Origin of the sequence: Cohaesibacter haloalkalitolerans, from assembly GCF_003574655.1 — a bacterium.
Taxonomy (GTDB): Bacteria; Pseudomonadota; Alphaproteobacteria; order Rhizobiales; family Cohaesibacteraceae; genus Cohaesibacter; species Cohaesibacter haloalkalitolerans.
In genome coordinates this window covers 768,299-783,860 of record NZ_QNUM01000002.1, presented here as the reverse complement: position 1 = coordinate 783,860, position 15,562 = coordinate 768,299, and the positions used below count along the sequence as shown (strand labels likewise).

At 60.4% G+C, this 15,562-nt stretch carries 13 protein-coding genes; 12 read left to right on the top strand and 1 reads right to left on the bottom strand.

What is annotated here, in order from left to right; genetic code table 11:
• Positions 1 to 34 precede the first annotated feature (34 nt).
• On the bottom strand, positions 35 to 781 hold the full coding sequence (locus DSL70_RS07480; protein WP_119307231.1) for an SDR family NAD(P)-dependent oxidoreductase: 747 nt from the start codon (positions 779 to 781) through the stop codon (positions 35 to 37).
• An 82-nt stretch (positions 782 to 863) separates the two neighbouring features.
• On the opposite strand from DSL70_RS07480, the gene DSL70_RS07475 reads away from it, so the two are divergent.
• The 12 genes from DSL70_RS07475 to DSL70_RS07420 all read left to right on the top strand — a co-directional run bounded on the left by DSL70_RS07475 (position 864) and on the right by DSL70_RS07420 (position 15,520).
• Positions 864 to 1,190 (top strand): (2Fe-2S)-binding protein, encoded by a 327-nt coding sequence (locus DSL70_RS07475; RefSeq protein ID WP_162916434.1) that lies wholly within the window; start codon positions 864 to 866, stop codon positions 1,188 to 1,190.
• A 142-nt stretch (positions 1,191 to 1,332) separates the two neighbouring features.
• Positions 1,333 to 1,821: a bacterioferritin gene (gene bfr, locus DSL70_RS07470; protein ID WP_119307229.1), complete on the top strand. Its 489-nt coding sequence runs from the start codon at positions 1,333 to 1,335 to the stop codon at positions 1,819 to 1,821.
• Positions 1,822 to 2,258: 437 nt separating this feature from the next.
• On the top strand, positions 2,259 to 3,506 hold the full coding sequence (locus DSL70_RS07465) for an ABC transporter substrate-binding protein (RefSeq protein WP_425359343.1): 1,248 nt from the start codon (positions 2,259 to 2,261) through the stop codon (positions 3,504 to 3,506).
• A 78-nt stretch (positions 3,507 to 3,584) separates the two neighbouring features.
• The gene (locus tag DSL70_RS07460; RefSeq protein ID WP_119307228.1) at positions 3,585 to 5,285 is read left to right on the top strand and encodes an ABC transporter permease; all 1,701 of its coding nucleotides are present in this window, start codon (positions 3,585 to 3,587) and stop codon (positions 5,283 to 5,285) included.
• Positions 5,286 to 5,354: 69 nt separating this feature from the next.
• Positions 5,355 to 6,026, top strand: a complete 672-nt coding sequence (locus DSL70_RS07455; protein ID WP_425359342.1) for an ATP-binding cassette domain-containing protein — start codon at positions 5,355 to 5,357, stop codon at positions 6,024 to 6,026.
• Positions 6,027 to 6,066: 40 nt separating this feature from the next.
• A complete protein-coding gene (gene hrpB / locus DSL70_RS07450) occupies positions 6,067 to 8,559 on the top strand; it encodes an ATP-dependent helicase HrpB (RefSeq protein ID WP_205563186.1) in 2,493 nt (830 codons plus the stop codon).
• 534 nt (positions 8,560 to 9,093) lie between these two features.
• Positions 9,094 to 10,092 (top strand): BMP family lipoprotein, encoded by a 999-nt coding sequence (locus tag DSL70_RS07445; RefSeq protein ID WP_205563185.1) that lies wholly within the window; start codon positions 9,094 to 9,096, stop codon positions 10,090 to 10,092.
• 345 nt (positions 10,093 to 10,437) lie between these two features.
• Positions 10,438 to 12,006: an ABC transporter ATP-binding protein gene (locus tag DSL70_RS07440; RefSeq protein WP_245418129.1), complete on the top strand. Its 1,569-nt coding sequence runs from the start codon at positions 10,438 to 10,440 to the stop codon at positions 12,004 to 12,006.
• Between the two features lies 1 nt (position 12,007).
• Positions 12,008 to 13,126, top strand: a complete 1,119-nt coding sequence (locus tag DSL70_RS07435) for an ABC transporter permease (RefSeq protein WP_119307225.1) — start codon at positions 12,008 to 12,010, stop codon at positions 13,124 to 13,126.
• A 12-nt stretch (positions 13,127 to 13,138) separates the two neighbouring features.
• Complete coding sequence (locus DSL70_RS07430; RefSeq protein WP_119307224.1) at positions 13,139 to 14,110, top strand: ABC transporter permease; 972 nt, start codon at positions 13,139 to 13,141, stop codon at positions 14,108 to 14,110.
• A 9-nt stretch (positions 14,111 to 14,119) separates the two neighbouring features.
• Positions 14,120 to 14,557, top strand: coding sequence for a cytidine deaminase (gene cdd, locus DSL70_RS07425; RefSeq protein WP_119307223.1), 438 nt, complete (start codon positions 14,120 to 14,122; stop codon positions 14,555 to 14,557).
• Between the two features lie 153 nt (positions 14,558 to 14,710).
• Complete coding sequence (locus DSL70_RS07420; protein WP_119307333.1) at positions 14,711 to 15,520, top strand: purine-nucleoside phosphorylase; 810 nt, start codon at positions 14,711 to 14,713, stop codon at positions 15,518 to 15,520.
• Positions 15,521 to 15,562: the final 42 nt, after the last annotated feature.

Below are 15,562 nucleotides of genomic sequence, written 5' to 3'. Positions count from 1 at the left end.
TCACCGGTTTCAGGAGGCAAAGCCGCCAGCGGGGTCAGACGTGCTGACCGCCGTTGATGTGAATCTCTGCGCCGGAAACATAGGAACTGGCTTCCGTGCACAGGTAGTAGATGGTGTCTGCCACCTCGGAAGGCTTGCCCAGACGGCGCATGGGAATGGTCCTGACGATCTTTTCCGTGCCCGGAGACAGGATGGAGGTATCGATCTCCCCCGGTGCGATGGCGTTGACCCGGATGCCATGCGGGCCGAAGTCGGCGGCCATTTCGCGGGTGAGCGAGGCCAGTGCCGCTTTCGAGGTGGCATAGGCCGCCCCGGCATAGGGATGCACACGCATGCCAGCGATCGAGGTCACGTTGACGATGGAACCCTCCGTTGCCTTCAGCTCATCAATGAGGCCACGAGCAAGCATGATGGGGGCGAAGAAATTGACCGCAAATACCTTGTGCCATAGCTCGAGCGGGGTCGCCAGACTGTCCAGCCGCTGGCCTGCCGCGTCCTTGGGGCTGATGGCCGCATTGTTGACCAATGCATGCAGCTTGCCGCCATGGGCCTTTAGCCGCTTCTTGATCAGCGCAATGGCGTCTTCGATGGTTTCCGGATCGGCAAGGTCCACCTGAATGTGGTTCTCCTCGCCCATCGGCCATGGGCATTTGTCGGAGAAAGCCTGACGAGAGCAACTGAATACCCGCCATCCGGCGTCCGAAAAGCGTTTGACGGTGGCGTGGCCAATGCCGCGGCTGGCACCGGTCAGCAGAAGCGTTCTTTTTTCCAAAGGCTCCATGATGCTATCTCTCCCCATGAAAGTCTGTTCTTGAAAGATATGGATTGCGGGGCTATTTGCCAATGGCCTCTGGCGCGCCTATATGAGAAGGTGCGCTTCCAATGCAGCCAGTCTGCCAGCAACTAACGGCTTTTTGATGATCATCTGCCACTGCAACAAAATTACGGACAAGGAAATCCTCGAAATTGGCGACAGGATCGCACAGGAGAACCCGGACGCTCCGATCCACTCCAATCAGATCTATCAGGGGCGGGGATGCAAGGCCAAATGCGGATGCTGCCGCCCGATGATCGAAGCATTGCTGTTGCGTGACGGCCATGATGTTGCTATCGCAAGAACCCATGAAATCGCCAAGGCCAAACACCCGCATTTTCACGGGGCGCCGAACGATTGTCCCGGCTTCTCGTGAAAAGCGCTGCCCTTCTAGCCTTTATGTCTACATCGTCCCGGTCCGTCTGCTTTTGACCCGATGGGTGTGCTGTGTTCTACTGGATCAGCGAAAAGTTGATCCAGAATTCAAGCATGGCAATTACACATTCAGGGAGACCATCATGAAGGGTAATGAAACTGTCATTGAATATCTCAACAAGGGTTTGCGCAGCGAGCTGACGGCGGTCAATCAATACTGGCTGCATTACCGGCTGCTGGATGACTGGGGTTTCTCCAAGATGGCAGCCAAATGGCGCGAGGAATCCATCGAGGAAATGCACCACGCCGACAAGTTCATCACGCGCATTCTCTTTCTGGAAGGCCATCCCAATCTGCAAACGCTTGATCCGCTGATGATCGGCCAGACCATCGAGGAAATCCTTGAAAGCGACCTCAAGGGCGAAATTTCGGCTCGCGCGCTCTACAAGGAAGGGCGCGATGCCTGCAACGAGGCTGGCGACTATATCAGCATGAAGCTTTTTGAAGAGTTGATGGCCGACGAGGAGGGCCATATCGACTTCCTCGAGACCCAGCTCAATCTGTTGGCAACCCTTGGCAAGACCAAATACGCCCAATTGCAGGCTGAAGACGCAGGCGCTGGCGAAGACTGACCCCACCTTGACGCTCACTCCGGCCTTCGGTTTTTTGGCTGAGGCTGGATGGCGCTGTATGTGATTTGCCTACAAGGCCCTCGCGTTCCTTGGACGGAACCATGATCGCCGCGGGAGCTTTTTGTCCTTTGGTCTGCAAAATGCGGGGACAATCAAACGCGGCTCAACCAGTTGTGAATTGACCGTGTGGCGTGGAAACTGGAACAAATGCGGCGTTACATCATGTCCCTCCGCGTTTGGGAAGCTCAACCCTCTTGAGGCAGGCCCTCAGGACAATGAGACATCAATCCGCGCGGACGAGGAGAGGAGACCCGGCCATGATCACCCCGCACGCTCAGTTCCCGCACGCTCAGTTCCCGCACACACAGTTCCCGCACACACAGTTGCCTCAAGCACAATGCACTCAGTCCCAATTACCAAAGGTGCAGTCAAGGAGTCTGGCACGCCTGTCCGACAGCACGCTCAAGGCAGCGCTCACCGGCCTGGCCATGGTTGCCGTCTCGTTCACCTTGGCGCCGCACATGGCAAGAGCCGGAATGAGTGATGGCAAGGATTGGTCGGCGGTGCTCGAAAAGGCAAAGGGTCAGACCGTCTATTTCCACGCGTGGGGCGGGGCTGATCGCATCAACGCCTATATCGGCTGGGCAGCCGATTCCGTCGGGAAGCGCTACGACGTGACCGTCAAGCATGTGAAGGTCAGTGATACCGCCAACGTCGTCTCCCAGATCATAGCCGAAAAGGCGGCAGGCAAGGAGGCGGGCGGCGCCGTTGATCTGGTCTGGATCAATGGCGAGAATTTTGCCGCCCTCAAACGACAGGGGTTGCTACTGCCCATGAGCTGGGCACCGGATTTGCCCAACTACAGATTTGCCGACATCAAGGGCAAACCGACGCTGACCACCGACTTCACCGTGCCCACCGATGGTCTTGAAAGCCCCTGGGGCATGGCGCAGTTGTCCTTCTTCTACGATAGCGCCATCACCCACGATGTGCCCAAATCGGCAGCCGCACTTCTCGATTGGGCAAAGGCCCATCCGGGCCGGTTTGCCTATCCCAAGCCGCCGGATTTTCTCGGCTCCACCTTCCTCAAGCAGCTGGCGCTCGAATTGGCCGATGATCCCGCCGTGCTCGCCAGTCCGGTGAACGAGGAGAGCTACGAGGGTGTTTCGCAAAAGCTCTTTGCCTATCTCGATGCCCTGCACCCCTATCTCTGGCATGAGGCCAAGGCCTTCCCGGACAATGTCTCCAGTCTCAGGAACCTGCTGGCCGATGGGGAAATAGAGATTGCCTTCACCTTCAATCCCGGTGATGCCTCCTCGGCGATAGCCAACAACGAACTGCCGGATACGGTCCGTTCCTTCACCTTCAGTGGCGGCACCATCGGCAACAGCCACTTTGTGGCCATTCCCTTCAATGCCAATGCCCCGGAAGGGGCCATGGTTCTGGCCGACTTCCTGCTGTCTCCGGAGGCACAGGCCCGCAAGCAGGACCCGGCGATCTGGGGCGACCCGACTGTGCTCGACATCGCCAGCCTCTCCGATGAGGACAAGGACCGTTTCGAGGCTCTGGACCTTGGTGTGGCAACGCTGAAGCCGGAAGACTTCGGCCCCGCCCTGCCGGAACCGCACGCCTCATGGATGGAACGGCTCGAGAAGGACTGGACCGACCACTACGGCGTGCAATAAGCTGGGTCTCAAGGCGAGGATCGGTCCAGATACGCGATCCCGCCTTGCGTGAACCTTCCTGAAGACGAAAGCCCTATCATGCGCCTGCGCCCCCTTCATCTTGTTCCGATGCTTGCCGGCATGGTGATGGTCGGTCCGGTGATCGCCGGATTGACGGGAGCGCTGCTGCCAGCCTTTGGCTGGCTGCCGGTGCTGGGTGGTGAACAGGTTTCCCTTGCTCCGATACGGGCGCTTCTGGACACGCCGGGACTTGGCCGCTCTGTGTTGCTCAGCCTTGCCAGCGGGCTGGTGACGACGCTGCTGGCCCTTCTGATGGTTATCGGGCTGCTCGCAGGCTGGTCGGGTACGCGCCTGTTTCGCTGGATGGAGCGGCTGATTTCGCCGCTTCTGTCCATTCCCCATGCGGCGGCGGCGTTGGGGCTTGCCTTCCTGTTTGCGCCTTCTGGCTGGCTGGTGCGCATGGTCTCGCCACAGCTCACGGGCTGGTCTCGACCGCCAGACTGGCTGTTCCCGCATGATCCCTATGGCCTTGCGATGATTGCCGGGCTGACGATCAAGGAAATCCCCTTTCTGCTGCTGGTCAGCCTCGCCGCTCTGCCCCAGATCAATCCGCGCACCATGACCGAAGTTGCCCGCAGCCTTGGCTATGGTCCCGTCATGGGCTGGCTGCATGCAGTTTGGCCGCGCCTTTATCGCCAGATCCGTCTGCCGGTGTTCGCGGTCATCGCCTATGCTTCGTCGGCAGTTGATGTGGCGCTCATTCTCGGGCCGACCAACCCGCCGCCGCTCGCTGTCCAGTTGACCCGCTGGATGAGCGACCCGGATCTGGCCATGCGCTTTCTGGCGTCCGCGGGGGCCATTCTCCAGCTTGTCGTCACACTGGCTGCACTGGCTCTTTGGTGGGGAGGCGAACGTCTGGCCGGGTGGTTGACTGGCTGTCTTGTGCTGTCCGGCGTTCGCTTCCAGCGTGATGACTGGCTACGGCGCCTGGCTGCGCTTCTCAACATGGTCGTCGTCGCGGTCATGCTTTGGGGCCTTGCCGGGCTGGTCCTGTGGTCGTTTGCCGGTCTCTGGCGCTTCCCCGAAGCCTTGCCTTCAGCGCTTTCTCTCAAGATCTGGCAGATGCAGGGGGGCATGCTGATCGAGCCGCTTCGCAACGCGGTTCTGATTGGCGGCCTGGCAACTGCCATCGGCCTCGTCCTAACCCTGTCCGTTCTAGAAGCCGAAATCCGCCTTGGGGAGCGGGCCGGGCGCTGGTCGCAACTGCTTGTCTATCTGCCTCTGATCGTGCCGCAGGTGGCGTTCCTGTTTGGCCTGCAACTGATCATCCTGTCTTCCGGCGGGGCCTATTCGCTCTGGGCGATGGTGCTGGGGCATCTGGTCTTTGTGCTGCCCTATGTCTTCCTGTCGCTTGGCGACCAATGGCGCGCGCTCGATCCACGCTATGCCCGGATGGCGGCTTCGCTCGGCCATTCTGCGTGGACGACCTTCTGGTGTCTGCGCCTGCCGTTGCTGACAAGGCCGATCCTCACCGCCGCCGCAGTTGGCTTTGCGGTATCGATCGGGCAATATCTGCCAACGCTGCTGATTGGTGGCGGCCGTTGGGAAACCATCACCACTGAAGCAGTGGCCCTCAGTGCCGGGGGTAACCGGCGGCTGATTGGGATCTATGCCCTGATGCAGATGCTGCTGCCCTTCTGCGCCTTTCTCATCGCCATGGGGCTTCCGGCCCTGCTGTTCAGAAACCGGCGTGGCATGGCCCCGACGACCACCCGATGAGGCGAGGAAGCGATGCAACAACGATCTGAAGAAAGACCGATGAAAAGGAAGAATGGTCCGATGCAGGATATGACTCCATATGACGCCGCGTCGCGCGACCTGACCCTTGAGAAGGTGCAGATCCGCTTGCACGATGCCTGCCTCATTGACTTGTCTCTGACTATCCGGGCCGGAGAGATCGTCACCGTCATGGGGCCGTCAGGCTCGGGCAAATCCTCGCTGCTGGCCTTTGTCGGCGGCTTTCTGGCACCGGGTTTTGCAGCTACGGGCCGTGTCCTGCTCGGTGGGCAGGAGGTGACAGGTCTGCCAGCCGAACAACGCCATATCGGCATCCTGTTTCAGGATCCGTTGCTGTTTCCCCATCTCTCGGTCGGTGGCAATCTCGCCTTCGGCCTGTCCCGCCGCATCAAGGGCAGGGCAGAGCGGGCCCGAAGGGTTGCCGAGGCGCTGGAAAGCATCAATCTTGGCGGCTATGAAGCCCGCGACCCGGAAACTCTGTCCGGTGGGCAGAAGGCACGGGTGGCGCTCGCCCGCGTCCTGTTGTCCGAACCCTGTGCCCTGCTGCTGGACGAGCCCTTCTCCAAGCTGGACGCGGACCTCAAGGCTCAGATGCGTCAGCATGTCTTTGACCGGGCACGGTCCAAAGGTCTGCCGACTTTGCTTGTCACCCACGATGAAGAGGATGCAACTGCGGCGGCTGGCCCGATCATTCGCCTTGCACAGAGGGGTGGGCAGGGATGAAAGCTCTTGCCTTCGCAGCGCCGAAACGCTAGGGCAGGGCATGACCGAAACGACATCCATATCCTTGCCTGATCTGCCCATCCGCGAGGCGCTGCCGGGCCTGCTGGCCGCCATGGCCAAAGGGACGCGCGCGGTTCTGATCGCGCCACCCGGCGCGGGCAAGACCACCTGCGTGCCGCTGGCGCTGCTCGATCAGGGCTGGCTCAAAACCATGACCGCCGCGGGCAATGGCCGGATTATTATGCTGGAGCCCCGCCGCCTTGCAGCCAAGGCGGCCGCCCGCCGCATGGCTCAGCTCATCGGCGAGCCGGTCGGCAAGCGCGTCGGCTATCGAGTGCGCATGGAAAGCCGCGTTTCCAAGGAAACCGTCATCGAGGTGGTGACTGAGGGCGTCTTTGCCCGGATGATCGTCGATGACCCGAGCCTTGAAGGCATTGCGGCGGTGCTGTTCGATGAATTCCACGAGCGCAGTCTCGACGCCGACATGTCACTGGCCTTCGTGCTCGAGGCACAGGCAGTCCTGCGTGATGACCTGCGCCTCATTGTCATGTCCGCGACCCTCGATGGTGGCCGTGTCGCCACTATCCTCGATGGGGCCCCGGTCATCGAGAGCATGGGCCGGGCCTTTCCGGTCGAGACCCGTCATCTGCCGCGCAAACCGCAAGACCGGCTGGAAGAGGCTGTCACCGATGCGGTCATGCAGGCCCTGCGGGACGATCAGGGTTCGCTGCTGGTCTTCCTGCCCGGTCAGGCCGAAATCCATCGGGTTGAGGAACGCCTCGCCCAGCGGCTGAAAAGCAGCCTCGACAAGGACATCATTCTTGCCCCGCTCTATGGCGCGATGGAGGGCCGGGATCAGGACCGCGCGATCGCCTCGCCGCCTCAGGGCAAGCGCAAGATCGTGTTGGCCACCTCAATCGCCGAAACCTCGCTGACCATCGATGGCGTGCGCGTCATCATCGATGCAGGTCTTGTCCGCCGCCCCCGTTTCGAACCGAACCTTGGCATCTCGCGGCTGGAAACAGTGCGGGTCTCCCGCGCCAGCGCCGACCAGCGTCAGGGTCGTGCCGGGCGCACGGAACCGGGCGTCTGCTATCGCCTATGGGACAAGGGCCAGACCGCCGCGCTGCCCGCCTTCGAGCCGCCGGAAATTCTTGAGACGGATCTTTCCCGTCTCGTGCTGGATCTCGCGCTATGGGGCGAAAGCGAGCCGTCCCGGCTCAAATGGCTTGATGAGCCACCCGCTGCGGGTTGGGCCGAGGCGGTCCGGCTGTTGCAGTCCTTTGGTGCGCTGGACCCGGCCGGAGCCTTGACAGAGCACGGCAGGGAGCTTGCGCAACTGCCACTGCCGCCGCGTCTGGCGCATATGCTGGTGCGGGCTCGGGCATTCGGTGCCGAGAGCCTTGCCGCCATGATGGCCGCGCTGTTGAGTGAGGGCGGGCGACTGCGCCACAATGACATGCGTCGCCTGTTGCAGGACCTGATTGCAGGCAAGCTGCCCCGCGCCAAGGAAATCAAGGCCCTCAGCCGTCGCTGGATCGGCAGCCGCTCCGAAGAGCGCCCCAACCCCGAGGAGGCTGGCCGCATTCTGGCGCTGGCCTATCCGGACCGGATTGCCATGCGCCGCGGGGCCGAGGGGCGCTATCTGCTGGCGTCTGGCCGGGGCGGAGTTCTGCAACCCGACGATCCGCTCAATGCAGAGCAGTTCCTTGTTGTGGCCGATCTGCAGGGTGCGGCGGCCAATGCCCGTATCACGCTTGCCGCCCCCATCGCCCGCAAGGTCATCGAAGACGACTTCGCAGATCTCATCACCGAGGAGGAAGCGATCAGCTTTGACCGCGACAGTGGCACCGTCTCTGCCAGACTGCAAACCCTGTTGGGGCGTATTGTGCTGGCCGAGAAGAGACTGAAACAACCCTCACCCGAAGCCATCGCCAGCGCTCTGCTTGCGGCTATTCGCAAGGGCGGTCTGCGTCTGTTGCCCTTCACCAAGGAGATCGAACGCTGGCGCGGTCGCGTCTGCTATGCCGCCGAGCGTGAGGAGGGCTGGCCTGATCTCTCCGATCAGGGCCTGCTCGATGGTCTGGAAGACTGGCTTGCCCCTTTCCTTGCGGGCAAGATGGCGCTGTCGGATATTTCCGCCGCCGATCTGTCCGCAGCGCTTCGGGCAATGGTGCCCTATGACCGGCTGGCAACACTGGAAGCCGATCTGCCCACCCATTTTGAAGTGCCCACCGGCTCGCGCATTCCCATCGACTATGCCGCCGAAAACGGCCCGGTTCTGGCGGTGCGGGTGCAGGAACTGTTCGGGCTCGATCAGCATCCCGCGATCATGGGGGGCAAGCTGCCGCTGCTGTTGCATCTGCTCTCACCGGCCCATCGCCCCATTCAGGTCACGCGGGATCTGCCCGGCTTCTGGCGCGGCTCATGGAAGGATGTCCGCGCCGACATGCGCGGCCAGTATCCCAAGCATGTCTGGCCCGAAGATCCGATCAACACCGAAGCCACCCGCCGGGCCAAACCGCGCAAATGACGCATCTGTCGGGCTCCTGACGGGCTCCTGACTGGCCGGATCGAGCCACTGCCGAAGCAGGACCCGTCGCCCCGATGCCGCTGCCCGGTAAGTTATCAACACTTCCTCTTGTCGCAAATTGACATCAGTGCAATTTGATCCGTTCGCAATATGCGAACAAAAATGAAAAAAATAACTTGATTTGCAGAATTTCGTATCAGGATTTTTTCGGATTCGTACATGTTTGTATCGGGAGTGGCTTTCCGGCAGATAGGGCAGAAACAGTTTTTGCGTGCGGTAACGGTTTTTTGCAACAAAAGCCATCATGCCGATGGTGAAAAGCGAAAATTCTGGCTGCAAAGCGCGCCAGACCATGCAAGACTGTCGCCAATGTGTTGCACGGGGTCTGCGCTTGCCGACAGTTTGAGACCTGTAATCGAATTGTCACCAGGGCATGTCGCCCAATAAGAACCTGGCAAAGCATGTTAGAACAACAGATCGTTGAAGCGATCGATTAAGCAATCGATACAGCATACCAATTAAAAGGGGTTAGACATGTTGCGTCAATTTTTCGGTGCCGCTGCACTCGCAACCATTATGGTTGCAGCACCAGCACTCGCTGCTGAAGTCAAGCCTGCCGTGGTTTATGACCTGGGCGGCAAAAACGACCAGTCCTTCAACCAGTCTGCTTTCCATGGCGCTGAAGCCTACAAGAAGGACACTGGTACCGACTATCGTGATTTCGAAATCCAGAACGACACCCAGCGTGAACAGGCCCTGCGCCGTTTCGCCGAAAGAGGCTATGATCCGATCGTCGCAATCGGTTTCTCTCAGGCTGAAGCCCTCAAGAAGGTTGCTCCGGAATTCCCGGAAACCAAATTTGCGATCGTTGACATGGTAGTAGACTTGCCAAACGTGCGCTCCATCGTCTTCAAGGAACATGAAGGCTCCTTCCTGGTTGGCCTGCTGGCTGCCAAGGCTTCCAAGACCGCCAAGGTCGGCTTTGTCGGCGGCATGGACATTCCGCTCATCCGTGCCTTCGCCTGCGGCTACAAGCAGGGTGCCAAGGCTGCCAATCCGGACATCGAGATCTATGAAAACATGATCGGCACCACCGGTGCTGCATGGAACGATCCTGTGAAGGGTGGCGAGCTGACCAAATCCCAGATCGACCGTGGCGCAGACGTGATCTATCACGCAGCCGGTGGTTCGGGCGCTGGCGTGCTACAGGCAGCCGCTGATGCTGGCAAGCTGGGCATCGGTGTTGACTCCAACCAGAACGGCCTGCATCCGGGTAACGTGCTGACCTCCATGGTCAAGCGTGTTGATACCGCCGTTTACAATGCTTTCAAGGACCTGTCTTCCGACAACTGGTCTTCGGGCATCTATGTTCTTGGCCTTGCTGAAAACGGCGTGGCCTGGGCTGACGACGAAAACAACAAGGACCTGATCACCGCCGACATGCGCGCAGCTGTCGATCAGGCTTCCAAGGATATCATCGACGGCAAGATTGTTGTTCATGATTACCGTGCAGACAACAGCTGCCCGTTCTGAGCAGTTGTAGATATTGCAAGATGTACCCCGTCCCCTTCTCAGGATGGGGTACATTTTATATTCGGGAAATCCGGTCCGGTCGCAGGGCCGGATGATGTCGGCCAGCCGGACTGTCGTGGACGGTCCGTTGGAACAGGCCCACCCATACCGTTTGCGCCCAAAGCGCAGCGGGTCCCGGTTTCCCCGCCCGGATATCGCGCCATCAGAAGCGTGATGCGAGGCGGATGGAATAGGCGGGAGGGGCTGATAAATGGGGACTTTATTTTGCATCTGGACGAGCAAGCAACAGCGCGAGGCGGCGATGGCTCAGGAGCGAATGGCTCCGGCACTGGGCAATCCGCAGATGTGCCCGCCATTCGACTGGTCGGAATCGAAAAGCGGTTTGGCCCGGTCTTCGCCAACAGGAACATTGACCTGACGGTCGCCAAGGGATCGATCCACGGGATCATCGGCGAAAACGGCGCAGGCAAATCCACTCTGATGTCCATTCTCTACGGCTTCTATCAGGCCGACAGTGGCGATATCTACGTCAATGGCAAACGCCAGAAAATCCCCGATAGCCAGAAGGCCATCGCCATCGGGATCGGCATGGTGCATCAGCATTTCATGCTGGTAGAGAATTTCTCGGTTCTGGAGAATGTCGTGCTCGGGGTCGAGGGTGGCGCCTTGCTCGGCAAGGGCATGGACAAGGCGCGCTCGGAGCTGAAGCGGCTGGCGGAGGAATATGACCTCCGGATCGATCCCGAAGCGATTGTCGAGGAGCTTCCTGTTGGCTTGCAGCAGCGGGTCGAGATCCTCAAGGCGCTCTATCGTGGCGCCGATATCCTCATTCTGGACGAACCAACCGGCGTTCTGACCCCGGCCGAAGCCGACCACCTGTTCCGCATTCTGGGGCAACTCAGGGATCAGGGCAAAACCATTCTGCTGATCACCCACAAGCTGCGCGAGATCATGGCCATCACCGACCGGGTGTCGGTCATGCGCCGCGGCGAAATGGTTGGGTCCGTCCATACGGCCGAAACATCGGTCGAGCAGCTTGCCGAGATGATGGTTGGACGTCATGTGCTGCTCAATGTCGAGAAGACCGAGAGCAAGCCGGGTGACGAGATTCTGTCGGTCGAGCATCTCACAGTGATCGACAAGCGCGGCGTCAAGCGGGTCAAGGACGTGTCCTTCTCCGTGCATGCCGGTGAGATTGTCGGTATCGCCGGTGTTTCCGGCAATGGCCAGAGCGAACTGATGGAGGCTGTTGCGGGCATGATCACCGCCAGCAATGGCACGGTCCGGATCAACGGCGAGGCGGTCGATGTGACGAGCAAGGCCGATGCGCTGGAGCGCCGCCATCGCGGCATGGCCCATGTGCCCGAAGACCGGCATCGCACGGGGCTGGTGACCAAGTTTCCGGCAAGAGAAAACATGATCCTAGGCTATCAGGACCAGAAGAAATATGGTCAGGGCACGTTTCTTGATCTTGGGGCCATTCTGAAAGAGACCGAGGAGTTCATGGTCGATTTCGATGTGCGCCCGCCTGATCCGAACCTGAAGGCTGCCAATTTCTCCGGCGGTAACCAGCAGAAGCTGGTGCTGGCGCGCGAAATGGAGCGCAATCCAGACATTCTGATCGTCGGCCAGCCAACCCGTGGCGTGGACATCGGCGCCATCGAATTCATTCACAAGCGCCTCATCGAGATGCGCGATGCGGGCAAGGCCATTTTGCTGGTCTCTGTCGAGCTCGACGAGATCCGCTCCCTGTCCGACCGCATTCTGGTGATGTTCGACGGCACCATCGTTGGGGAACGCCCGGCAGGGGCCAGCGAACAGGAGCTCGGCCTGATGATGGCCGGTATCGCCGATACATCCGGTGTTGCAGACAAAGCCGCAACGCCATCTGCGGACACTGTGGGGGCTGAATAGAATGAGTGCACAGAATGCAAAATTGCCCCGCTGGGTCGACTATGGCCTGATCCCGCTGCTCAATCTGACGGCGGCCCTGCTGGTCTCCGGTCTGGTGGTGCTGCTGATCGGCGAGAACCCGCTTGAGGCCGTCTACTGGCTGGTGCAGGGATCGCTTGGCTATAGCGAGGGTGTGGGCTTCACGCTCTACTACACCACCAACTTCATTTTCACCGGCCTTGCCGTTGCGGTGGCGGCCCATGCGGGCATGTTCAACATTGGTGGCGAGGGACAGGCCTATGTCGGCGGTCTTGGCGTCACGCTTGCCTGTCTGGCCCTCGATCACTATGTGCCATGGTATGTGACCTTCCCCTTCGCGCTGCTTGGCGCGGTGCTGTTCGGTGCCGCCTGGGCGGCCATTCCAGCCTATCTGCAGGCCAAGCGCGGCAGTCACATCGTGATCACGACGATCATGTTCAACTTCATCTCCTATTCGCTGATGGCCTACCTTCTGGTGGAGGTCTTCAAACAGCCCGGATCGATGCAGCCTGAAAGCCGCACCTTCCTTGAAGGTGGGCGACTGCCCTTCATCCATGATGTGGCTGGCTGGTTCGGTATCAAGATGGCGTCCTCGCCGCTCAACCTGTCCTTCGTGGTGGCATTGCTGGCCTGTGTCTTCGTCTGGGCGCTGATCTGGCGTACCCGTCTTGGCTATGCCATCCGCACCTTCGGCACCAACCCCGATGCAGCCGTCTATGCGGGCATGAACCTGTCGCGGATCATCATCATCACCATGATGATTTCCGGTGGCCTTGCCGGTCTCATGGCACTCAACGAGGTCATGGGCGCCCAGAACCGTCTGCTGCTCGACTATGTCACCGGCTATGGCTTCGTCGGTATCGCAGTGGCATTGATGGGACGCTCCCATCCGGTGGGTATCATCATGGCCTCGATCCTGTTCGGCATGCTCTATCAGGGCGGTGCTGAGCTGGCGTTTGAAATGCCCAAGATCACCCGCGACATGATCATTTCCATTCAGGGTCTGGTGATCCTGTTTGCCGGTGCCATGGAGCATATGTTCCGGCCCGCTCTCGTGCGGATCTTCACATCCCGGTCCGATGATCTCGGACAGGAAGCGTAGGGGAGGCTGACCATGGATTTCCTGCAGACACTCATTCTGACGACAGACTCCGCAGTGCGTCTTTCCGTGCCGCTGCTCTTTGCCTGCCTTGCCGGGCTCTATTCCGAACGCTCCGGCGTGGTCGACATCGGCCTTGAAGGCAAGATGCTCGGCGGTGCCTTTGCGGCGGGCTGCGTTGCCGCGATTACCGGCTCGGCATGGCTTGGCCTCTTGGCCGCCATTCTGGTTTCCATCGGGCTGGCGCTGGTGCACGGCTATGCCTCCATCACCCAGCGCGGCAACCAGATCGTCTCGGGCGTTGCCATCAACTTTGTTGCCAGCGGTCTGACGGCGCTGCTCGGGCAGGCATGGTTCGGACGCGGCGGCAAGACACCGCAATTGCCCAACACCGCCCGCTTCACCGAGATCACCTTGCCCTTTGCTGAACCCATGCGGAATGTGCCGGTCATCGGGCGGATCTATTCCGATATCATCTCGGGCCATTCCCTGCTGGTCTATGCTGCCTTCATCGCCATTCCGCTGACATGGTGGATCCTTTACCGCACCCGTTTCGGCCTGCGTCTGAGGGCCGTGGGGGAAAACCCCGGCGCTGTCGACACCGCAGGCATCTCGGTTGCCTGGATGCGCTACCGGGCTGTGATCATCGCGGGCATCCTGTGCGGCTTTGCCGGGGCCTATCTTTCGATTGCCCAGTCGGCAGGCTTCTCCAAGGACATGACCGCAGGTAAGGGCTTCATCGCGCTGGCCGCTCTGGTCTTTGCCAAATGGAAGCCGCTTAACGCCCTTGGCGCTTGTTTCCTGTTCGGCTTCCTTGATGCGGTCGCTATCCGCATGCAGGGCACCGCGTTGCCGGTTGTCGGTGAGGTGCCGGTGCAGGCCATGCAGGCCTTGCCCTATATTCTCACGGTCATCCTGCTGGCTGGCTTCATCGGCAAGTCCATTCCGCCCAAGGCGGATGGTGTGCCTTACACCAAGGAACGCTAGGAGCAGCCCATGAGCACCACCACCATCGCTGTGACCGAAGAGACGCTGAAGCTGCTGGCTCTGGCAACTGAAGCGCGCAAGAAGGCCCATGTGCCCTATTCGCGCTTTCCTGTCGGGGTCGCCCTGCGCACGCGTTCGGGCACCATCCACACCGGCTGCAACATCGAAAACGCCTCCTACCCGGAAGGCTGGTGTGCAGAAACCTCGGCCATCTCTGCCATGATCATGGCGAGCAGCGACGTGGCCGACAGCCGCGCCATTGAGGAACTGGTGGTCATCGCCGACCACACGCCGCCGATTACCCCATGTGGTGGCTGCCGCCAGCGCATTCGGGAATTCGGCAGCCCGGAAACCGTTGTGCATGCGGCCGATCTGGGCGGCATCAGGCAGAGCTTCACTCTGGGAGCCCTGCTGCCCGCCGCCTTCGATCTGGAAGAAAATCGCTAGAGTCGCAAAAGACCAGCGATCAATATCGATAGACACCGGAGCCCTGCGAGAGACAGCGCTCCGGCTGGTCTCACCAAACTGACAAAAAGTCGCCATAACAAGGCGATAAGGATAAAAGATCCATACGCTTGAGAGGGAGAAGCGCTCATGACCATTACAGGTCTCGCCAAGGATGCCGCCAAACGGATTTTGGACAAAGTGGATGGCCCTGCCCGGGTGGGAATGGTGCTTGGCTCGGGCCTTGGGGCTCTGGCCGATGAGGTAGAGAATGCCCAGCGTTTTCCCTATCAGTCCCTGCCGGGCTTTCCGGTGTCGTCCGTCTCGTCCCATGCGTCCGAACTGGTTGTCGGCTCGTTGATGGGCGTTCAGGTCGCCATTCTGGCTGGCCGGGCCCACTATTATGAACATGGCGACGCAACGGTCATGAAACAGCCGCTGGCAACCCTCAAGGCGCTTGGCTGCGACCAGGTCCTGTTGACCAATGCAGCCGGGTCGCTACGCGAAGACATTGCGCCCGGCGAGCTTATGCTGATCGATGATCACATCAACTGGTCCGGTCGGTCGCCGCTGATCGGGGTGGAGAGCGATGATCGCTTTGTCGGCCTCACCGAGGCCTATGATGCGTCGATCCGGGCCGATCTTGCCAAGGCGGCTGAAGCTGCCGATGTGGCCCTCAAATCCGGCGTCTATGCCTGGTTCTCCGGCCCCAATTTCGAAACCCCGGCGGAAATCCGCGCTGCCCGCATTCTGGGAGCCGATGCTGTCGGTATGTCCACCGTGCCGGAAGTCATCCTCGCCCGCTGGATGGGGCTGCGGGTTGCAGCCATTTCGACGATTACCAATTTTGGTGCCGGCATGACCGGCAACGAACTGTCCCATGAAGAGACCAAGGAAATGGGCCCGGTCGGCGCACAGAAGCTGATCGGGGTGATCCGCGCCTATCTGAAGGCAATGGCGGACTGACCGCCGAGCAGGGGGGCTTTCTGTCTGCTCGCTCGGAGCCTC